At 44.3% G+C, this 21,370-nt stretch carries 22 protein-coding genes; 17 read left to right on the top strand and 5 right to left on the bottom strand.

Annotated features, from left to right (window positions below):
• Positions 1-26: 26 nt before the first annotated feature.
• The 4 genes from AB4114_RS31080 (at position 27) to AB4114_RS31065 (ending at position 3,579) form a co-directional block, all read left to right on the top strand.
• Positions 27-758: a phytanoyl-CoA dioxygenase family protein gene (locus AB4114_RS31080; protein ID WP_441991882.1), complete on the top strand. Its 732-nt coding sequence runs from the start codon at positions 27-29 to the stop codon at positions 756-758.
• Between the two features lie 61 nt (positions 759-819).
• Positions 820-1,656 (top strand): helix-turn-helix domain-containing protein, encoded by an 837-nt coding sequence (locus AB4114_RS31075; protein ID WP_441991881.1) that lies wholly within the window; start codon positions 820-822, stop codon positions 1,654-1,656.
• A 67-nt stretch (positions 1,657-1,723) separates the two neighbouring features.
• Positions 1,724-1,894 (top strand): hypothetical protein, encoded by a 171-nt coding sequence (locus tag AB4114_RS31070; protein WP_171634938.1) that lies wholly within the window; start codon positions 1,724-1,726, stop codon positions 1,892-1,894.
• Between the two features lie 776 nt (positions 1,895-2,670).
• Positions 2,671-3,579 (top strand): phytanoyl-CoA dioxygenase family protein, encoded by a 909-nt coding sequence (locus AB4114_RS31065; protein WP_441991880.1) that lies wholly within the window; start codon positions 2,671-2,673, stop codon positions 3,577-3,579.
• A 154-nt stretch (positions 3,580-3,733) separates the two neighbouring features.
• On the opposite strand, the gene AB4114_RS31060 is transcribed toward AB4114_RS31065, so the two are convergent.
• From AB4114_RS31060 to AB4114_RS31050, 3 genes are all read right to left on the bottom strand, one after another.
• Positions 3,734-4,588, bottom strand: a complete 855-nt coding sequence (locus AB4114_RS31060) for a helix-turn-helix transcriptional regulator (RefSeq protein ID WP_441991879.1) — start codon at positions 4,586-4,588, stop codon at positions 3,734-3,736.
• A 536-nt stretch (positions 4,589-5,124) separates the two neighbouring features.
• Positions 5,125-5,877 carry a hypothetical protein gene (locus AB4114_RS31055; RefSeq protein ID WP_441991878.1) on the bottom strand — a complete coding sequence of 251 codons (753 nt, stop codon included), beginning with the start codon at positions 5,875-5,877 and terminating at the stop codon, positions 5,125-5,127.
• A gap of 37 nt (positions 5,878-5,914) precedes the next feature.
• Positions 5,915-6,172 (bottom strand): hypothetical protein, encoded by a 258-nt coding sequence (locus AB4114_RS31050; protein WP_441991877.1) that lies wholly within the window; start codon positions 6,170-6,172, stop codon positions 5,915-5,917.
• A 173-nt stretch (positions 6,173-6,345) separates the two neighbouring features.
• Here AB4114_RS31050 and AB4114_RS31045 point away from each other — a divergent pair, with 173 nt between their 5' ends.
• The 6 genes from AB4114_RS31045 to AB4114_RS31020 all read left to right on the top strand — a co-directional run bounded on the left by AB4114_RS31045 (position 6,346) and on the right by AB4114_RS31020 (position 11,609).
• Entirely contained in the window at positions 6,346-7,440 is a 1,095-nt protein-coding gene (locus tag AB4114_RS31045) for a glycosyltransferase family 2 protein (RefSeq protein ID WP_441991876.1), read from the top strand.
• The gene (locus AB4114_RS31040; protein ID WP_441991875.1) at positions 7,437-8,063 is read left to right on the top strand and encodes a glycerol-3-phosphate acyltransferase; all 627 of its coding nucleotides are present in this window, start codon (positions 7,437-7,439) and stop codon (positions 8,061-8,063) included. The genes AB4114_RS31045 and AB4114_RS31040 overlap by 4 nt, the downstream gene beginning before the upstream one ends.
• A 169-nt stretch (positions 8,064-8,232) precedes the next feature.
• On the top strand, positions 8,233-8,418 hold the full coding sequence (locus AB4114_RS31035; protein WP_441991874.1) for a hypothetical protein: 186 nt from the start codon (positions 8,233-8,235) through the stop codon (positions 8,416-8,418).
• Positions 8,415-8,900: a hypothetical protein gene (locus AB4114_RS31030; RefSeq protein WP_441991873.1), complete on the top strand. Its 486-nt coding sequence runs from the start codon at positions 8,415-8,417 to the stop codon at positions 8,898-8,900. The genes AB4114_RS31035 and AB4114_RS31030 overlap by 4 nt, the downstream gene beginning before the upstream one ends.
• A gap of 435 nt (positions 8,901-9,335) precedes the next feature.
• The gene (trhA, locus tag AB4114_RS31025; protein ID WP_441991872.1) at positions 9,336-9,980 is read left to right on the top strand and encodes a PAQR family membrane homeostasis protein TrhA; all 645 of its coding nucleotides are present in this window, start codon (positions 9,336-9,338) and stop codon (positions 9,978-9,980) included.
• A 195-nt stretch (positions 9,981-10,175) separates the two neighbouring features.
• Positions 10,176-11,609: a HEAT repeat domain-containing protein gene (locus AB4114_RS31020; RefSeq protein ID WP_441991871.1), complete on the top strand. Its 1,434-nt coding sequence runs from the start codon at positions 10,176-10,178 to the stop codon at positions 11,607-11,609.
• Positions 11,610-12,183: 574 nt separating this feature from the next.
• On the opposite strand, the gene AB4114_RS31015 is transcribed toward AB4114_RS31020, so the two are convergent.
• Both AB4114_RS31015 and AB4114_RS31010 read right to left on the bottom strand, forming a co-directional pair.
• Entirely contained in the window at positions 12,184-13,023 is an 840-nt protein-coding gene (locus AB4114_RS31015) for a helix-turn-helix domain-containing protein (protein WP_441991870.1), read from the bottom strand.
• A gap of 4 nt (positions 13,024-13,027) precedes the next feature.
• Positions 13,028-13,678: a TetR/AcrR family transcriptional regulator gene (locus tag AB4114_RS31010; protein ID WP_441991869.1), complete on the bottom strand. Its 651-nt coding sequence runs from the start codon at positions 13,676-13,678 to the stop codon at positions 13,028-13,030.
• 141 nt (positions 13,679-13,819) lie between these two features.
• Between AB4114_RS31010 and AB4114_RS31005 the strand changes: the two genes are divergently transcribed.
• The 7 genes from AB4114_RS31005 to AB4114_RS30975 all read left to right on the top strand — a co-directional run bounded on the left by AB4114_RS31005 (position 13,820) and on the right by AB4114_RS30975 (position 21,263).
• A complete protein-coding gene (locus tag AB4114_RS31005; protein ID WP_441991868.1) occupies positions 13,820-15,319 on the top strand; it encodes a DHA2 family efflux MFS transporter permease subunit in 1,500 nt (499 codons plus the stop codon).
• A 250-nt stretch (positions 15,320-15,569) separates the two neighbouring features.
• Complete coding sequence (locus AB4114_RS31000; protein WP_441991867.1) at positions 15,570-16,280, top strand: hypothetical protein; 711 nt, start codon at positions 15,570-15,572, stop codon at positions 16,278-16,280.
• A 76-nt stretch (positions 16,281-16,356) separates the two neighbouring features.
• Complete coding sequence (locus AB4114_RS30995) at positions 16,357-17,160, top strand: hypothetical protein (RefSeq protein WP_441991866.1); 804 nt, start codon at positions 16,357-16,359, stop codon at positions 17,158-17,160.
• Positions 17,161-17,224: 64 nt separating this feature from the next.
• Positions 17,225-18,625 (top strand): class I SAM-dependent methyltransferase, encoded by a 1,401-nt coding sequence (locus AB4114_RS30990; protein WP_441991865.1) that lies wholly within the window; start codon positions 17,225-17,227, stop codon positions 18,623-18,625.
• A 29-nt stretch (positions 18,626-18,654) separates the two neighbouring features.
• Positions 18,655-19,548: a glycosyltransferase family 2 protein gene (locus AB4114_RS30985; RefSeq protein ID WP_441991864.1), complete on the top strand. Its 894-nt coding sequence runs from the start codon at positions 18,655-18,657 to the stop codon at positions 19,546-19,548.
• A 34-nt stretch (positions 19,549-19,582) separates the two neighbouring features.
• A complete protein-coding gene (locus AB4114_RS30980) occupies positions 19,583-20,737 on the top strand; it encodes a DegT/DnrJ/EryC1/StrS family aminotransferase (protein WP_441991863.1) in 1,155 nt (384 codons plus the stop codon).
• 25 nt (positions 20,738-20,762) lie between these two features.
• Positions 20,763-21,263 (top strand): GNAT family N-acetyltransferase, encoded by a 501-nt coding sequence (locus AB4114_RS30975; protein WP_441991862.1) that lies wholly within the window; start codon positions 20,763-20,765, stop codon positions 21,261-21,263.
• Positions 21,264-21,370: the final 107 nt, after the last annotated feature.

Below are 21,370 nucleotides of genomic sequence, written 5' to 3'. Positions count from 1 at the left end.
AGATTACACTTTCAGGAGGGGCTACAATGAGTAAATTAACRCAAGAAGAAGTCGCGTTTTATAAAAAGAATGGGTATTTTCTCTATGAGAAGCAAGTATTCTCCCCAGAGAAATTAACCGAATTAACGGAGCTGTTTGAAGATCAACTGAAGCAAAAAGGCAGCAAGCTCTCAGACGAGTTAGACACCCCGCATTTCCGTGAAGAGCGTCTATTACAGTATCTTTTAGCTGATGAAGTATTGGATCTCGTTGAGCCTATTATCGGACCTAACATTGGTTTGTGGTCTTCTCACTTTATATGTAAGGATCCATTCGTTGGACGAGCGACGCCATGGCATGAGGATTCTGCTTATTGGAAGGGCCGCGTTAGTAACTTCGATAATATTATTACAATATGGTTAGCCATCGATAATAGCACGAAGGAAAATGGCTGCATGCAAGTTATTCCAGGCACACACAGTAATGGGTTCTCTGAGTATGAGAAAGTAGATGGTGCCAAGAATCTCTTCACTACGCAAATCAAGAATATGGATACATCGACTGCCGTTCATTTTGAACTGCAAAGAGGTCAATGTTCCTTGCATGATTCACGAATTATTCATGGTGCGGATCCGAACAAGAGTGAATTCCGTCGCTGCGGATATACGATGCGCTATTTCTCTACGGATACGAAGGTCTACGCGGACAAAAATCCAAATTTCAAAGTATGGCTCGCTCGCGGTAAAGACTTAGCAGGAAATAGTTACGCGAATGTATAATAGAAGAGATTAAGTATTCATTCATTCATTCTAAACGAAATGTGGGATGAGGAGGACTTGGATGAAAAAACAACCGGTAAGACTAACGAATGAACAATTTATTCATCCTGCTTCCTCCTTTCAAATTTACTTTCAGTATATCAATAAGTACCATGAACTACATTGGCACGAATTCTATGAGCTTTGCTTTGTAGTTCGAGGCAGAGGTAAGAATGTTGTGAATGGAACCGAGCATGAGCTGCGGAAAGGCAGCTTGTTTCTACTAACTCCTGCTGATTTCCACGAAATCTATTCGTATCCAAATGAGCCGATGGAACTTTATAATCTAGTGTTTGATGAAGAGTTGCTCGATCAAGAACTGCGGGAATTCATGTTTGGGCAAGTTGCGGAATATATGGTAGATCTGAACGAGACGCATCATGAGATTATAGAGTCCGAGTTTCAACTGATACGTGATGAGGTTCAATTAAAGAAGCCAGGACATGCTATTCTGATCAAAGGGGCTTTCGAGCGGATCCTTTTGAACTTATTTCGAACTTATCACGAACGTAAAGATCAGCCAGAGTTGCAGGTTACACAGTCTCAGTCTTCAACGCTTCAGCGGGCGCTTGTTTATATGCATCATCATTTTCGGGAAGAACTCCGTTTGGAAGATGCTGCTAAGCAAGCTGGATTGGCGCCGAATTATTTTAGTCTCGTTTTTCATAAAATGACAGGTATTTCGTTCCAAAACTACTTGCAAGGGCTACGGTTGCAATTTGCCAAATCACTTCTGCAAGCTTCGGACATTCCGATTACTGAAATCTGCTTCGCCTCAGGCTTCAACACATTAACGCATTTCGAAAGAGCATTCAAGCAGAAATACGGAAGCTCTCCACGAACGTTCCGCACGAACTAAAGGTGTGGGATACGTGCCAGAAGTGTATAATGGATATATCTTATTTACACAAAGGKGACAACATCTCATGATTACTTGCAAATCGTGCTCCAAACCAACAGAACTCCATATGCAGCGTTGTTCGCACTGCGGGGCTTTGTCTCCCTACACGGTTGCTGAGAAATTCGATATGATGGCCGAGTTGGTGGAACAAGCATTGAAGCAGGAGCTCGAAGCGAGAAGAAGATTGAAACATTAGGCGAGTAGAATCACATCATAATGACTGGGACTACCCAGTGTGAAGCACCCGACATGGTCTGGTGTTTTTTTAGTTTTTGGGGGAGCACGTTTCAGCGGCGGATAGATGGATTTGTTTCAGTTGGTGTTGAGAGTGGATCAGGTTTGGAGATGGATAGTGTGATGGTGAGTGGGTAGGGAGTGAAGAGTAAAGATTAGCTAGTATGGGGCTGAGAGTAGAGTAGAGTAGAGTAGAGTAGAGTAGAGTAGAGTAGAGTAGAGTTTGCACTTTGCGACATCTGCCTTACTCGCCGCGAATAAATGTATTTCCTCCAGTTAATTTCCATGAAATTCCGTCTAATCAGACATTAGATGGATTTCATACAGTTAAATTCAGTCTTTTTTGTCGTAATGGTCAAATTTGAGTAAATTAACTACATAATTTCCATCTAAAACAAATTATCGCGTTAATTCCTCCAGATTAGCTGTAGGTTTTCCAGTTATTTGGCTTGAGCATTCCCAACCCAACCCAACCCAACCCAACCCAACGCGGCTTAATCGACTGCCACTGCAGTACTACCAAGCTCGCGCATCGCAATTTGGTACTTCATATGGTTTGCAAGAGAGCAATGAAATCGAGGTCGGCATCTCCGGAAGGATTGTCCACCCGATCTGGAAGCAAGAATATCAAAGTGGACAGTGTGCTTTTGGCAACCATTATGCCTGTTTAGACTAAAGATTTTCGCTAACCGTTGCAGTAAAGTAAAGGTATCAAAGTTATTTGAGGAGGTTGTTCGCATGAGCCAACAAAAGATTCATATTCCTGAAGCTGATGCTTTACTGCAAGATGAAATTACAAGCGAGCAAGCGCAGTTTTTCTTAGAAAATGGTTTCCTTGTTATTCGGAATGCGGTAGTTGGAGAGGAGCTTCGACTCCTGCAGGAGCAAACGATGAAGGCCGTTGACATTGGAATGGCTGGTAGTGGTGACGAGGATTATCTGTACCGTGTGAGGAAAAATGGTGAACGCAAATACTGGCGGACAGAGTATATTATCGACAAGCAAGAAGCGAATAAGGCTTTGCTTGCGCATCCGTTTATTTTGCGATCAGTTGCGAAGATTCAAGGGATTAACTTCATTCCTACATGGGATTCCCTAGTTGTGAAAATCCCGAATCAGGCGGCTAGCGTGCCTTGGCATCGCGATGCGTTAGTGCCTGAGGGCTGTACAGATCCACGGCCGATCTTCAATGTTGATTTTTATTTGGATGAGGCGGATCTGAAGTCATGCTTGTGGGTTATTCCTGGTTCAAACCATTGGGCAGCTGAGGTTGCCGAGGAACGCTGCGCACTGCCAGGCTTCGATGTCAGCGATGCTGTACCCGTGCCAATGAATCCTGGGGATGTCATTTTCCACAATATTCAGCTGCTGCATGGCTCACCTGAGGGGGATGGCAATGCGCTTCGCCGTACCGTGTACTACGAGTTCCGCCCAGGTGAAATTGAAGCGGAATATGGTCCGCATACGCTAGAGTATCTATCGTTGAAGCAGCATATGCTCGTCGATTGTATCGAAAAGCGCAAAGAAGCGGCCTACACGTCAGGTGAAAAACCATACGAGTATCAGCCGAAAGGCGCATTCGCGATAGGTACGAAGCAAGTACCGAAGACTTACCGGTATACGCATACGGAATATTKGCGTGCATAAGTGAAGATGAGGCTGTTCCTCCAAGTAGATGGATGGGGGACGGCTTTTTTGTTATGTGGGCAATGAGGTGCCAACCAAAGATTTTCCAGTTAATTTGCGTGGGAGGGGGGAGCAGCAATCCAAAGTAGTGCCCGACCAGCCGCGTCCCAACGAGCTAAGAATAGATCAAATTCGAACAAAACTGGGTTAAACTTTGCCCCGTTTTTTTCTTGAACATACGCCCGAATGTGTGGACATCCGAATAGCCGACACGATCCGCGATCTCACTGAAGGAAAKGCTGCTGTGTATGGCCAACTCCTTGGCCTTGTTAATGCGAATCCACGTCAAGTACTGCATAGGAGACATGCCGACATGTTGGCGGAATAAGGTCAAAATGTAATTTTTGCTCAGGCCCGAAACGTCTTCCAGTTCTTTAATTTGAATTTCGCGGTTGTAGTGCTCGGTGAGATAGTTTTTGATTAAGACGAGTTTGGGCATCGTGATTGCGTCAGTTTTGGCGCGGGTTGTTCCCGTTTCGAAAGCTTGCGCGGCTTCAGCAAGAATACGCATGAGTAAGCTTTGACAGTGCATTTGATGCACAAGTCCTGGTTGGCGATAATGCGAAACAAGCTGGGATAGCATCGTTTCTACCGGATGATCCGCGAAATTACCGAGCAGATGCTTATGTTTAAAGAGTTCCTCGTAAGGGAACGCAGACGTACCAAAATGGAAGACAAGTGAAATACATACATAAGGACTGTGGTCCTCTTTGATAATCGAGTGGCGTTCATTCGGACGATGAAATAAGAGATCCCCGCGGCGCGTCTCATAGGGAATGTCGCCAACGGGATAGTGAGCAAAACCATCGACGACATATTGCAGGATGAACTGCGTCATCTCTCGGTTGCGTATCGCCCATCCCTGAGGGGCATGGAACATATGAGCTAACGTAATATATGGCGGGAAATGATAATCCGCAAGCATGCCGATCGTTTCTGCCGGCTGCATGGTTGTCAGGTTGGGAGCCATCTGATCAGCACCTTTCTTAGTGCTAATTATAGCATGTAGGGGTTGATTTTGGAGTGTGCCTTTGGCAACAGAAAGTGGAGTAGTAGGGAAGGGGGAAACTGAAATAACTCTCGATATATCCCTTTTGGGTCAGATTGAGTTGATTTCAAGAACAAATCTAGCTTCTAGTTGGTGTGTATTTTGTGTCCATGTAGCTCTTTCCCATATGTGTAAGTGTGAATCGTGTATGTTTGGAGGGGATAATGTGTGGAGTAGCTAAGTTTTGAAATATTAAAGTGGAAGAGGATGAGTTTATGCAGTGAGAAAGGTTGTGTAGGCTTTAAAGTACCTGAAACGCCAGGGAAGCGAGCGCAGCCAAGGCAATAGCGCCCTTTTAGGCGCTATTGTGAGTTCGCCGGTCGGCGCGCGAGGAAATAAGGCCCTTTTTGGGCATTATCCCCTCCACAGCATCAGAATTCTAGCCGCGCAATCGGCCCCCGCCCCGCTAACCAAAAAAACTCCAGCCCCCAAAAAGGGGCTGAAGCTCTTCCTTTTCCTTATTCCGTTACTTTCTGCATCTTTCCCGGATTGTTGATCTTATACGGCACCGGGTGCTTACTCAGCTTCTTCGCGACGATTTTGCACTCGAAAGTGACGATGTCGCCGACGGCGAGTTCGAGCTTTTTGAGTGTTGCGCTGTGGCTTGACCACGCAGTGCCGATGTCCAAAGCTGGATCCAGAATGGATACAGTTTCATAGATGATGACTTCATCATCGGTGTCTGAGAAGTTGTTCGGCACGGTCGTAAACTCCATAACCGTTGCCTTCATTTTCACTTTTTCTTCAGGAAGCTCCAGTTTAGGGGCTTTCTCTTTTTTCGTTTTTTCCTTAGCAGGCGCTTTCTCAGCAGGAGCAGCTTGTCCATCTTCAGTTGTAACTTCAGCTTTCGCCGTTTTTGCAGCTTTGGCTGGCTTTTCTTCCGGCTCAGCAGTCTCCAATTCATCCGCAACAGCAGCATCTTCAGCTAGAGCCGCACCACGCTGGCTATAGTTCGCTGCTTGCATTTCCTTCAAGTAGGAAGGATGAATGCAGTGCAACTGCTTCGTATCCAATTCAATGACAGCTGTCATCGGATCTACAAGACCGACGATATTACATGCCACATTAAGGCTATTCCCTTTATAGAAAAAGGCTTTCGCTTTTACCGCTTTTTCAGAAACTAAACCCCATTCTTTACATTGCTCGATCAGCTCGGACTCTTCATCAAAACGAGTAAACGCAGCCGGTTCAATAGCGAACGCATAATCCATATGTAATCGTCCTTTCTATGTGATATAGAGGGAAAACTTATTTCACTTCTTCCTCATTGTCTTCTTCGTTAACCAGATCCACGTCCTCATATTGTACATCATCTTCTTCCAATTCTTCCTCTTCTTCTAAACGGAAATCATCGGTCTTTTCCCCGTCTTCCCAAATTTCCACAAAGAGTGCATCGCAATTTTCAAAATCAGCCGGTTTAAACGCAAGCGCTTTTTCCTCGTCGGGACCGACATAAACATTCTCAAGTGTTTCCCCATCAAAAGAGAGGATGACATAAATTTTCATAAATAAGGATGCCTCCAATAAGGTGATAAGCAATATTATAACATACCGAGTGAATTGTTCGCATGAGAAGCGATTGAACTTTCATATACATCTATATAGCCTGTATTCCCGGATCGAATTAATGTCTCGCTCAGGATCCGTTAACAGTGAGATGTGAAGGAGGAGTTCCAAGGATGACGTTACTAGTCATATGTGTCGTAGGGTGTCTGTCTGGTTTCTTGATCTTCAGAAGACAAGTGATACCGCGCAGCACCGATCAAGCTCTGAATGAAGTTAAGTTGTCTGTTATTATTCCGGCTAGGAATGAAGCGGACAATCTCCCTCACCTTCTTCATGCCCTGAAAATCCAAACCTTGGAACCCTATGAAGTCATCGTGGTGGATGATTTTTCGGAGGATCACACGAAGGAAATCGCTGAAAGTTACGGCGTTACCGTGATTTCTAATCCTCAACTGCCTGACGGATGGACGGGCAAAAACTGGGCAGTATGGAACGGTTATTCCCACGCCACCGGCGATCTTATTGCTTTCCTGGATGCCGATATTCGATTTGCACCTCGAGCATTAGAATGTTTGGTAAAAACACGGAATAAATTAGGTGGAGTCCTGTCGATCGTTCCCTACCATTACACAGAGAATCTAAGAGAGAAACTAGCGCTCATCTTCAATGTGCTCGGTGTATTTGCGTTTACGTCTCCTTTTGAGAAAAATAATAAACAGAAAGGCCTCTATGGGTCTTGTATTTTGACGACTAGGGAAGATTACGAATCGATCAAAGGCCACGAAGGCATCAAATCAGAAATGTTGGACGACCTGAATCTCGGCGCTACGTATGCAAAATCAGGTATTCCGGTGAATAATTTTATCGGCTATGGACAGGTCTCTTTTAGAATGTATCCTCAGGGTCTAAAAAGTCAAATTCAAGGCTTCGGCAAAGGCGCTGTCCTAGGCACGTCTAAACTTAAAGCAGGTACCCTTACGCTAACCGCTATTTGGGTGATTGGGCTGGTTCTCTCAGCAGCATTCCCTTTTTTCCTAGCGACATCATGGGGCATTCCGCTATTCATCGGCTATCTCTTATACATGGCGCAGCTTTTTTATTTTGTAAAATACGTTGGAATTTTCGGCATTGTTACGCCCGGGCTGCACATCGTGTCGACGTTATTTTTCATTATGGTCATGCTGTACTCGATGTATCAGGTCGTATTTCTAGGGCATGTGGCCTGGAAAGGGCGGCATGTCAAAGTAGGAAGCAGGCGAGAGCAATGATCATTGTTTGGACGATTTGTGCTTTTGTATCAGGTGCGCTCATGTTTAGTTACTGGTTAGGTCGGTTAGCTCGCAAAAACCTAAAAACCGTCGGGGACGGCAACCCAGGTGCCCTTAATTTGTGGAAAGCGGCGGGATATCGGCTGGGCATTGCTGGGGTATTGCTTGATTTTATCAAAGGGTATCTGATTATTCGATTGGCGGTGGAAGTTGGAGGGATGTCAGGGTATGGATTGATCCCAATCGCGTTAGCACCGATATTTGGGCATGCATTTTCGCCATTTTTGCGTGGAAAAGGGGGCAAAGCCATCGCTGTCACTTTCGGCGTCTGGAGTGGATTGACACAGTTTGAAGTGTCACTTGCGTTGGCGGTTATTTTGGCTGTCATGCTTGGTGGGATGAAGATGATTAACAAATGGAAGCCGATATCTTCGGAGGCAGATGGTCAGCAGGTTGTGATCGGGATGCTACTGTTAGGTGTTTATCTGTATGTGAGGGATGCGGCGGCGATGCTGCTGTGGATCTGGGTGGGAAATACGCTACTCATCATGTTCAAGCATCATAAAGAGTTGGCTGCCTTGCTGCTTAAAAAGAAGAAGGAACATGAAGGTTCTCAACTTTGAAAAGTACGACATTAAGACGCTGTCTTTCAGGAAGAGAATCAAGTTTGTTTTGCGAAGTGTCCTAGAGTTTGGTATTGTGAAGAAGCAATCATTTAAGCGTGAAGCACACGCCGCTAGCTCCTGTTTGTTGGAGTTGGCGGCGTTTTTATTTTTCTAGGAGGCGGTTGAGTTGTTTGAGAAGAAGTATGAGATCTTTTGGAGTGAGCAAGTTCGAAATGCACAAGGTCAGAGACTGGAAATGCTGCGAAGKGATTTGACGGGAACGAAGAAGCTTTTGGAGGAGGTCGTGTTGCCGGTATTGGGGACGTTTGAGGGTTTGGAACTTGAATTTGAAATGATAAGTTTGTCTGAGTGAAAATATATGGGGACGTGTGTCATCCCAAGCTGCGAATCGTGTTCGAAGAAGACAGTTTTGTCACACACGCTGAGAAAATTACAAGAGATCGCTTCTCATTCGAAAGGGCACGTGCTCGAAGCGTTGCGATGCTCGGGTACACGTATTTCCCATATAGCCGAGACGAGCTCGAGAAAAAAGCGAGTTTCTGCCAAAGAAATCTGTATGAATGGATAGGCAGATTCGGTAATGTCAAGGCGGCAGGGTTGCTCGAGTTGCCGGTGTATGAGCGGGAGGCATTGAGGTTTGCTATGCTATGTAATAAACCTTTTCAAGTGACGGAAGTGAGCCAATGGTTGCAGCTTAAAAGAGATGCATGTGGAAAAATTTTACGAAGGTTAGAAGGTAGAGGACTAGTTCAACCCATTGGAGGCGGGTTAACCAGAAGCCATAAGTTCATGTTTACTGAAAAGGCGGTAGCCCTCTTGCATGGCAAAAACTGAGGCAAACGGTCGGTGAAACCGACTATCTCGGGAGGAGCAGCAGCAATTGGAGGGGAGTTAGTCGGTGAAACCGACTATCTCAGGTGGAGTAGCGGCAATTGGAGGGTAGATAGTCGGTGAAACCGACTAACTCGGGAGAAGCAGCGGCAATTGGAGGGTAGTTAGTCGGTGAAACCGACTAACTCGGGAGGAGCGGCGGCAACTGGAGGGTAGTTAGTCGGTGAAACCGACTATCTCGGGAGAAGCAGCGGCAATTGGAGGGTAGATAGTCGGTGAAACCGACTATCTCGAGAGAAGCAGCGGCAATTGGAGGGTAGATAGTCGGTGAAACCGACTATCTCGGGTGGAGCAGCAGCAACTGCCCCACATTCCATACATACGCGCTACCTCCATGGGAAAAACTAGGACAAACAAGCGAGGGGAGTGTCTTGGCCCATGGAGGAACAACTTGCACGCAAAGAGGAACGCTTAAACACGGTTAGTCATGGGATTGGCGTGTGTTTAAGCGTCTATGGGCTCATACTGCTCTTGCAGCGGTCTGTGCTTTTTGAAGATTGGCTGTACACTGCGAGCAACGCGGTGTTCGGAATTTCCTTTTGCCTACTCTATGTGTCTTCGACGCTCCTGCATGCTGTGCGTTCACCCAAGTGGGGGAAGCGCTTTGAGAAACTGGACCACGCAGCGATATTCATCGCCATGGCGGGTTCCTATACGCCTTTCCTGCTCATTACCTGGCATAGCCGCGTTGCTATTGAGCTGCTCGTTGTCATTTGGGCGCTAGCCTTCGGCGGCGTAAGGTATGTGCACTATATCATTCAACGTTTTATGCCCTGGGGGCTAATAATGTATCTGGGCATGGGAGCTTTCATGATGCTCTTCATTATCCCACTTTATGTGCGACTTCCACATATGGCATTTGCATGGCTGGGGCTCGGTTTGGCGAGCTATCTTGGCGGTGTACCTTTTTTCCTCTGGCACAAATTGCGCTATCATCACACGATCTGGCACCTGTTTGTGCTAGCGGGAAGTACCTGCCACTTTATTGCCGTCTATAGCTACGTTATGCCTGCGCTTTTATAAGGTAGGATCGATGTGATTAATACTGAACGCCTGATTTGCAACAAGATTAAGATCATTGTCGCAAAGTGTAAGGCGGATAATAATACCTTAATTTTGTGCTAGCACGGATTAAGATTGTTTATTTAATGTCCGGTTCATCATTCATATAATAAAAGCATGGTTCACTTATTCCTACATGCCAAGGAGGCAGAGACAATGCAAAGCAACACACCTTTATTATTGACTGATGAGCAAATGAGAACGTTTATTACGAATGGCTGCCTGATTCTTAAAACTGATTTTCCGCGTGAATTCCATGAAAGTTTAGTAGAGCAATTGAACACGGTTTACACCGAAGAAGGCAATCCTGGCAATAATCTTTTACCTCGAATCCGCGAGCTGCGCAAGGTTTTCGATCATCCCGTTGTAACAGGTGCGTTAACGAGTGTACTAGGACCTAATTATATGATGCATGCGCATCGGCATGGGCATTTTAATGCATCTAGCGTAGCTGGTGGTTGGCATAAAGATAGCTATTGGGGTTACAAAAGGGCGCGCAACCATCACCCGCAATGGGCGATGATTATGTATTTCCCACAGGATACACCTGTGGAATTAGGGCCGACTGGCGTACTGCCAGGTACGCAAAACTACGAATCTCGTACTTTTGAAGGGAATGAACCAGAGGGTGAGGTTTTGGCGAGTGGGGAAGCGGGGACTTTTGCGCTGATTCATTATGATATTTGGCACCGCTCCACTCCAAATGTGTTGGGTCAGCCTCGCTATATGTTGAAGTTTGAATTTATGCGGACTGAGCTGCCACAATCGCCAAGCTGGGATAATCAAGAAAGCGGCTGGCGCAAACCTGAGGGGTTACAGCTGCCGATAGGTGAGCACGATTTGATGTGGGAAGAGACGTGGAATTGGCTGTCGGGACAAGTGGGCAGCATCGCTAACACGATTACTTCTGATCCGCAGCGAATCGCGGAATTGAGCGCGGGGTTGAGCAGTTTTGAGCCTAGTGCCATTAATGCAGCTTACGAACTTGCGGCAAGTGGTCAAAGTGGCGTAGACGCATTGCTTCAAGCCCTTCATAGTGAGGATAAAAATGTGTCGCGACTCGCTGCGTATGGCTTATCTGTTGCGGGAAGTGAAGCTGTTAGCGGATTGGTTGCAGCATTGACGGCAGGGGAGAATGAAGCGGCGGAAGCGAATTCTGAGGAAGTCATCGCGAATGCCGTATTCGCGCTGGGTGAATTGAGAGGCCTCACAAGCGAGGCAGTACCTGCACTTGTTAACTTGATGCAGCATCCGTCGGAGACGATCCGCTGCGCTGTCGTTGATGCCCTTGGTCTTATGGAAGCTGGCCACGATCAAGTGGTGGCGTGCTTAGGGGACGCTCTGCAGGATGAAAGTGCACAGGTGCGATTCATGTCCAGCTTGGCGCTGTCCCGTTTAGGGGCAAGTGCAGAAGCAGCGATTCCACAATTGGAAATCGCTCTGGACGATGAGAATCGCTACGTGCGTGCGCATGCGGCGGAATCCTTACGCTATGTTGGCACGGAGCGTGCGAAAGACACGCTCATTAAGTTCCTGCTTAACGCGCGTTGGTGTCCAACGACGACGGCGAAGAATGCTTTTTATCCGTAAGATGCTAGCAACAAGAACCCCCATCGATGTGATGGGGGTTCTTGTTTTATGGGGAAGTGGTACCTCACCGTTGGATCGGTAACGATTACCGCTGAAAGCTCCCTTTATGAACGAATATGCAGGCTAACCGCCACTATTCTGCTATTCATAGCTATTTATTCTTTCAAGTAACTAATACTCCCAAGTAATTCTCACTCGCTAACCTAAGCGACCAACTCCCAAGTAACTAACCCCTTGCAAACCAGCCACGCCAACCACGTCCACCAGGCCCACCAACGTCCACCAGGCCCACCACCATTAAATGGAAAACATACATCTAATTTTCTCGAAATCATCTTTAATAATGAAATAAACGGAAAAAGATCAGCTAATCCTGCCATATCAAGCTGTAAATGGCAAATCTCTCGAAAATAGATGGAGGTTATCCATCTATTTCGCTATTTAGCTAGTTTTACAAGAAATTAACTACCTAATTTACAGTTAAATTTGGCGCGGAGGCGTTTGGATACAGGAGCAGGTGTGAGTGTTGCGGTGGATGTGGATGTTTGTCTCGCCCTCCAACCGCATCCAAAACTCACCGCGGCCGCAAATCGCGGAACGCCGTTGGTTTAAATCCCGTTTGTTCCTTGAACATGCGGGAGAAATACGATAATTCCATGCCGAAGGAATCGGCAATTTGGGAGACATTCAGCTCCGTTGTCAGGAGCAAATCTTTCGCTTTTTCCGAGCGCAGATGGTTCATATATTGGATCGGGGAGTATCCCGTAAATTGTTTGAACGCATTGATGAAATAATTCGGATGATAATGAGCGAGCTGGGCAAGCGTTTCAATCGAAACCTGATCAGCCATATGCTGCTCCATGTAATTCAGAACTACACTCATTTTCTCGTGGGTTGGCGTAGTAGCCAAATTCAGCTTCACGGCAGCATTGCCATCTATGAAATCCGCGATTAGTTCATGAAGGACGCCTGTCACCCGGAATTCGGCGGATAAAGCATCGCTGTGACGATAAGCAATCAACTTTTCGAACGTTTGCCTAAGGGCTAACGCGTCCTTAACGACAATCGAAGGGCTGGTGTGCAAAATTTGAAAGAGATCCAAATCACCGATTTTCGCAGTGAAATGGCACCAATACTTGCCGAAGGTATCCTCACTAATCGTGCCATAGGCTTGGTCGCTGCCAGCAGGTAGAAGGTAGAGCTCGCCAGGACGAGGATAATAGGTTTGATTGCCTATTTTAACAAAACCTTCACCTTCYATAATAAAATACAGCCGATTGACAGGGCATGCCGGGTTCTCATCGTTCCAACTACGTGATACTTTTGTGTAAGCCGCATAGTCGACATCTATTCTGGCTTTCGCCATATATTTCTTCCAAAAGGTACGTTGGCTCGCATTCATATCTGATTTCATCGATTTATATTCCTTTTACAAAGAGTCGACATATGCCTTCAGTAAATTGCTGCTTCGTATAGCCAAGTACATCTCTATGGTACGTGTACTGTTCTGGAAAAAGGGAAATGAGCAGCGTATTGATCGTCAATGTGACGTCAATATCTTCGATCTCGCCATTTTGAATGGCATTTTGGATGAGTGGAGCTAGGATATTGTGGAGTCTGACAAAAAAAGGCTTTTTGTGAATGCTGTAGTTGCGCTTGTCTGCATGCATGGAAGAGATGACAGATAACAGGCTGACATTCTCGTCAACGAAATCAATGACATCATGGATACAAGCGGATAGCTGCGCTAGTCCTGATTCTACAGGTCCAGCAATGCGGTACTTCTCCTCCATCATATCAATAAACCGATTAGTCGTAGATTTGATCAAATCGCTGCACACATCGCCTATATGGGTATAGCGGCGGTATAAGGTTCCTTGGCCCACGCCAGATTCCTTCGCAATTTGATGCATCGTGACGGATTCTATTTCATTCGTTTCTAAAAGCGTGCGCGCAGCAGATAGGATGCGTCGGCGATATTCCGTATCACGTTCTCCACGGCGGCTGCTTGGTGGAATGGCTTCTTTTATAAGTTCACAGACTCCTTGATGATCATCTGGATGTGTCATATTTTCGTTCCTCCTGGTAGAAAGATCGTCCATAAAAAATTTATTTGACTTTGCGGACAATTGTCCGTAATATGAGGTAGCGGACAATTGTCCCCTATATTGTAACACGTGAAGAGAGAGATTGTCTAAGGAGGAGTTAGGATGAGTCAAACGGCTGTATCCGGTGGAAGTGAGCCGGAATTTAAGATTACGAGCATTCTGGTGCCGTTAATCGCCATTATCACAGGCATATTCATGGTTATCCTCGACACGACAGCAATGAACGTTGCATTGTCGAAGTTAGTGGTTGACTTCAAAACTGATCTACCTACAATTCAATGGGCGGTAACAGGCTATATGCTGGCATCCGCTGCGGTAATTCCATTAGCGGGGTGGTTATCTGACCGTTTTGGAGCGAAAAATGTTTTCCTTACATCCGTATTTTTATTTACGATTGCATCTCTTTTATGTGCGACGCCAAACACAGCTGAAATGTTGATCTTTTTCCGCATTCTGCAAGGCTTAGGCGGAGGCTTCGTGATGCCAGTCGCTATGGCGTATGTATACAGACTTAGTCCGCCTAACAAGATTGGGCAAGTGATGGGTATGCTTGGCGTACCTATTTTATTAGCACCAGCTATTGGGCCAATCTTATCAGGTTGGTTAGTGGAATACCATTCGTGGCACTGGATTTTCCTAATTAATTTGCCTGTCGGTATTTTCAGCTTAATTTTCGGATTATGGAAATTACCTGTTGTGGCGCGTAAAAAAGTTGCCGGATTCGACCTGCCAGGGATGATCCTGGGTCCGATTGCTTTCGCTTCGCTATCCTATGGTATTTCACAAGGTGCTTCAGGGTGGACGTCCGATAAAGCGCTTGGCGGTATCATCGTTGGTGCCGTTGCATTGATTGCCTTCGTCATCGTTGAGCTCAGAACGAAAATTCCATTGCTTGAGCTTCGCGTTTTTAAATCATTCGATTTTTCCTTTAGTATATTCATTCAATGGGTGATCCAATTCTGTATGTTTGGCGCGATTTTCCTTCTTCCGCAATTCCTGCAGCAAGCCCGTGGTTACGGTGCATTCGATACCGGTTTGACCCTGTTCCCGCAAGCGATCGCGTCTGGACTTATGATGCCAATTGGTGGTTATTTATTTGATAGAATCGGTATTCGTTGGTTAGTTGTCATCGGTCTTACCCTGGTGTCAGGGGCGATTTTCCAATATTCTCATTTGGATCTGAGCACACAAAGAACAGATCTCATTCTACCACTAGCGATGGCTGGAGCGGGTATGGGACTCATGATGATGCCAATCAACTCCCATTTGATCAAAAAAGCTCCGCAAGACCTCGTCAGCCGAGTGACTTCGTTGACAAGTGCGATGCAGCAAGTTATTAGCTCCTTCGGTGTTGCTATCGTCGTTACAATTCTGACTTCACGTGTGACAACGTTGATTACCGAGCAGAAGCTTCCAATGAGTTCCCCTGCAGATATGCAAAAGTCGATGCTATCCGTAGCTCCTGATGCATTCGGATATACGTTCACATGTATGATGATTATCGCGATGTGCGGAGTAGTTCTTGGACTCTTCCTGCGCCGCGGCAAAACAGAAGCACATCATGAAACAAGAACAGACGTTGCGCTAGAAGGTTTGCACTAAGCTAGATTGGTTGGATTGGCCATATATTTTAGATATAAAAAGACAGCTTATAAGTAGATCTTCTACTTACAAGCTGTCTTTTTTAGTGCCATGGAGTACTGGTAATAAAATTTCGCTAATTGAGGGGATTATTGACAAGCCCCTTCTTGGGAATTAATGGATGAAAAGTGATTCTAGCCGTTGCAGGCGGACCTGCCAGGGCATATCTTAGGAGCAAGGTTTTCGTAGTGTCTGAGAAAGGAGGCGTTATATGAAACGGTGGGACGTGACCTTTGAGACGAAATGCTATGAAAAGGATTGGCGTTACCTTCTTCAAACACCGAGACTGGAAGCTAATCTTCGTTACAATTGTTTTCAGTTCAAGGAAGTAGTTTTATACATCAATAACGTGAACGATCCGGATGAGGTTAGCTTTTATGCCGACAAGTTAGTTCAGAAAGGTGTTCTTACTTCCTATACCCTCGTAGATCATTATGCAAGGGAGGCGCTGGACTTCTTTGGAATTGATAAGGATAGTTTTAACGGAGGATATTATTATTCCATTTCCGAGCTCGTCGCTATTTACTTGTGCAGGGCAGATTATTTGCTTCATTTCTCAAGCGACTCGATCCTGGAGGGGCCGCTCGAATGGGTGGAGCCAGCGCTTCTAAATATGGAAAATGATCCCAGGATTAAAGTTGCAAATCCGACCTGGAACTTTAGCTACGAATATGTGAAGCAGGAATCTAAAGAGGAGAATGATCGGTTTTATGTTGGGTATGGCTTTTCGGATCAATGCTATTTGATTCGTACTGAGGACTTCAGAGCACGCATTTACAATGAAAAACATCCGGCATCGCAAAGGTACCCAGCATACGGAGGCGAATTGTTCGAGAAACGGGTGGACTCTTGGATGATGAACCATCAATATATGCGAATAACGTATAAACATGGCAGCTACATTCACCGTAATTTCACTTAAAATATCGGATAGCGACACACGGGTTTCAAACGAATACTCAAGCTGGTTCAAACTATCTTGAAAGATGTGATACTATATGATCTGTTTTACAATATTGGCACATGAGGACGAACGCGTACTAACTGAGCAAATAAAAAATATTCGACATTACATTCCTAATGTCAAGATTGTCTTATACAACGGAGGTGCAAATAGGGACTTCGGCAGTTGCCAAGGCATTCCCATTTGTCCGTACAGCAGGCCTTTACAATATGGGAAATTAGGCAGATTTCTATATGATGTCATGCATTGGCTTGAAGAAACGAACATTGAATACGATTACCTCATTAACCTGGACTCTGACGTACTTTTTATCAAGCCTGGTTTTGAGTCATTCATCGAAGAGGTAATGGAAGGCTATGACTGCATGGGAGCTCATATGCAAATGCAACGTTCAGCGCATGATAATCCACAATTTTATCCGGGGGTTACGCTGTGGAACGAATGGCATCGCTGGCAACCGTTCTTCCAGACAAACTACTTTGTCCGCTATTTTAATCCAGCACAAGTTTATCGTCGCTCCATAGTTAGGAAAATAGTCGATGAGACCGATTTTAATCAGCTAGAGCAATTATTAGCTGCAACGAATACCTTTGCAATGGAAGAAATGCTCTATGCCACACTCGTTATGAAATATGGAGGAAAGTGCCGGGAGTATCCTTGGGATTATGAAGAAAGCCTGCAATACGTGCGTACTGTAAAACCTATTTCTTTCGATGAAATGAAGGCGGCAAAATTAGAGTCTCACTATTATTGGGTTCATCCGGTTAAAGGAGAAACATTTACATTTATGAGCATGTTATCGAAACAACTGGATCATAAGCAGAAATCAGGACAGTAAGCGATATCCTGTTTCAATTGGAATTGAAGGCAGATAAACTTCAAAGTGAGGGTGGTAGAAAATAATGGTTACAACACCTAAAAGATTTGCGGCACATATTCTCCTTTTTGATTCAAAGAAACTTATTTTAAAGATGTTAGAAAATTGCGATCCATTTGTTGAAAAGATTTACGTCGCATACAGCAAAGTCCCGTGGAGTTACAATCCTCAAGCCAGAGATGACATGACTAACACTGCTGATCTTAGTATATTAATGGAATCCAAATATGCTGATAAAATAGAGATCATCCACGGAGTTTGGGACTGGGAGCACGATCAGAGGAACGCTTGTCTGAAAAAAGCCAAAGAAGATGGATTTGATTTCTTACTTGTTCAAGATGCAGATGAATTCTATACAACTGAAGCTTATGGAAGGATGATTGAAGATATCAGCGGCGAACCTGATTATGACTGTTATGAAACCCCTTGGTGCAATTTCTGGAAATCTTGGGATTACGTCTTAGTGAACGAAGCAGGATCCAGTGTTCATGGTTATCGTCCTAATGTAGCAATGAACTGCAAGCGAGACATTTGGTTTACTAGCCATCGCGGTCCAGGATACGCTGCGAAAGTCAAAATACTCAATTCGTTATGTTTTCACGGAAGTTATGTGCTTGAAGATGAAGAGGTATACCGCAAAATTAATTCGTGGGGCCATGCTTTAGATTTTGACCGTGAAGCTTGGTACTCTAATAAGTGGCTGAATTGGTCGGAAGGCAGCGAAGATCTTCACCCTACCCACCCTTATGTTTGGAAAAGAGCAGTTAAATTTACTGGCGCGCTGCCAGAAGTTCTCCGAAACGACAATGCAACAACGACCAGCATCCGTAAGGTAGATGAATCAGAATCTCCTAGCATCGATATTCTTAAACATTTGAGCATAAGTTATTGGCTTCATACTATTCAAACGATTGATGGGTGGCTATCCTATATTGAACAAATCGCTTTGCTGCACATTCCACTTATGGTGAATCACTTAGATGGGGCTATTGTAGAAATTGGATCTTATAAAGGAAAAAGCACCGCTTGCCTGGCCATTGGTAGCACTCTCTTTACGGAAAAGAAAAAGAAGGTCTTCGCCATTGATCCATTCGTCATATCCTCGCCGGAAGAATTCCGAAATAATATAGAAAAAATTGAATTGCCGAACACGATTATTTCGATCCCCAAATTCAGCACGGAAGCCTATGAGGATTGCCCTGATTCCATTGCGGCATTATTCATTGATGGGGATCATAGTTACTGGGGTGTCAAACATGATATTGATTACTATGCTGTAAGGGTAGTACCTGGCGGGATTGTAGCATTTCACGATTATACGAATTCCCTGGATGTCAAACAAGCAGTGGATGAAATGTGCAGAAATCCAAATTATCGATATTTATGTGATTACGATAGTATGAGAATTATTCGCAGAATTGGCTAATAACCTTTCATGCTAAATGGAGGAATGATATGGATAATAAGCCGCTTGTCAGTATTCTGATCCCTGCTTATAACAGGCCTCATTATTTGAGGTTAGCGCTAGAAAGTGCTATTAATCAAACCTATCCAAATATTGAAATCATCATTTGTGACGATAGCACGAACATGGGCGTATGGGTTATGATGCAGCCCTATCTAGCACATTACCCGAATATCAAGTATGTTAAAAACGACACCGTGCTATTTGTGAAAAATTGGAACAAGTGTTTTGAACTATCCTCTGGTGAATATGTGAACTATTTAATGGATGATGATTTGTTTCACCCTGAGAAAATTGAGCGAATGATGGCATGCTATTTGGAGATGCCGGATGTCGCGTTAGTTACTTCTTACCGCCAGTTGATCGACGGATCCGGGAACGAAAGATCTGCTGTATATGCAACACGAAGATTGTTCAATGAGACGACGGTGTTGAAAGGAATTGATTTTGGCAATGACATATTGAGTGACGGACATAATGTGATCGGAGAGCCGACAACTGTGCTTTTTCGGAAAAAGGATTTAATAGAACCGTTCGGCATTCTTTGTGGCAGACAGTTTACGACCATCAATGATTTGGCGACATGGCTCTCGCTTCTTGTTCGAGGTAACGCGGTTTATTTACCTGAGACACTCAGTTATTTCCGCATACATCTAGGACAAAATCAAAACTCTCTCGGCATATCTTCATTTGCAGATTGGAGCGAATTGACGATATGTGCAAGAGAGGCAGGTTTTTTACAGAACTCGGACCGGTACAAGGCTGCGCTTGATTTACAATTGAAAAGGCTAGTTGAAAATACTTTGTTACCTTCTTTTTCGGAATATGTTCCGAAAATCAACGAGCAGCGGAAAAAGATCGAAGCTATCATTTCCAATCTGTGAGGAAGTTCTAATGCCGAATAAGGAAGTGTACAACATGAGTATCCAATTATTTGTACCCAAATTTAGAATAGAAGAATGTCTCGAAGAAATTCGGGAGTGTTTAGAAAAAGGTTGGACTGGTTTGGGATATAAAACAATTGAATTTGAAAATAAATGGAAAGATTACACACAGTTGTCTCATGCGCATTTTATTAATTCAGCTACTGCAGGCCTTCATTTAGCTTTAAAAGTATTGAAAATGGAAAATAAGTGGGAAGACGGAGATGAGATTATAACGACTCCATTGACTTTTGTTTCAACCAATCATGCGATCCTGTATGAGAATCTTCATCCTGTTTTTGCAGATGTTGACGACCAGTTATGCTTAGATCCCATAGATGTGGAGAAGAAGATTACGAAAAAGACCAAAGCGGTTCTTTTCGTGGGATTGGGGGGGAATGTCGGTCAATACGAGAAAATTGTTGAGTTATGCAAAGTCCATCGTTTAAAAATTATTTTAGATGCCGCTCATATGGCAGGTACTAGGGTAGATGGCAAAATTCCAGGGCATGAGGCTGACGTGGTCGTTTATTCTTATCAAGCCGTAAAAAATTTACCGACAGCTGATTCTGGCATGATTTGCTTTAAAGAGCAAAAACACGATGAGCTCTGTAGAAAAATGACCTGGCTCGGAATCAATAAAGACACTTATCAACGTACAAGCAGTAAGGGTGCATATAAGTGGAAATACGATGTTGAATTCTTGGGATATAAATATCACGGCAACTCCATTATGGCTGGAATAGGGTTAGTGCAATTGAAATATTTAGATCAGGATAATGCCTATAGGAGACAAATCGCAAGTTGGTATGATCAGCATTTTAAAAAGGTTCCCATGCAAATAAGAACGATTGCCGTATCGCCGAATTGTGAGTCTTCCAGACATTTGTTTGTAATTGAAATCGATCATAGAGATGAAGTGTTATTAGCATTGAACGAAAGCGGTATCTACCCAGGCGTTCATTATAGGGATAATACGGTATACCCTCTTTACCAATATGGACAACATACATGTCCTAACGCCAAAAGATTGAATGAACGGATTCTTTCGTTACCTCTTCATTTAAATTTAACTAAAAAAGACGTAGACTATGTGTCAGAAATGGTGATTCAATATACCAGTCATTCTGGGGGTACTCATGGACCATAATTATGTTGTTAAAARAGAAGATTTCATGTTAAGACCTCTTGGAATCGAGGACCTAGAGGACCTAAGGAATTGGCGAAATTCAGACACGATCCGCAAGTGGTTTGTTGATCAAAGCTTAATTACGAGCTCGCAACAAACGAACTKGTACACGAACTATCTGAAAAAAGAAAATGATCTATTTTTTATTATTGTTGATTTGAAAATACGTCTGAGACCTGTTGGCGCATTATCTCTGTACAATATTAATTATGAAGGCAGGGAAGCTGAATTCGGGAGATTTATGATCGGGGATCCCGCTGCTAGAGGGATGGGTTTAGGGGGAAAAACATTAGATGCGATCTGTGAGTTCAGCAGAGAGGTTTTAGGTTTAGATTCCATGTATCTTGAAGTTTTGAGTGATAATGAAGCAGCGATTAAAGTCTATGATAGAGTTGGTTTTAAAATCGTAGATGGATTCATATCGATGAACACCATCATGATGTCTAAGCAATTGAATGCTTATACAGATGGGAGTGTTATGGAATGAAAATAGAGTGATGGCTACCATTTGGCGGCCATTGACAATCTAAAGAACTCGATTATTACGATATTATTACGATCCCTAAAATTAAGCTGGTAGTTCAAACATGCTCA

It is taken from the genome of Paenibacillus sp. 2RAB27 (genome assembly GCF_052115445.1).
Taxonomy (GTDB): Bacteria; Bacillota; Bacilli; order Paenibacillales; family NBRC-103111; genus Paenibacillus_E.
Note: the sequence above shows the minus strand (reverse complement) of the source record. Positions and strands in the feature narration are given on the sequence as shown.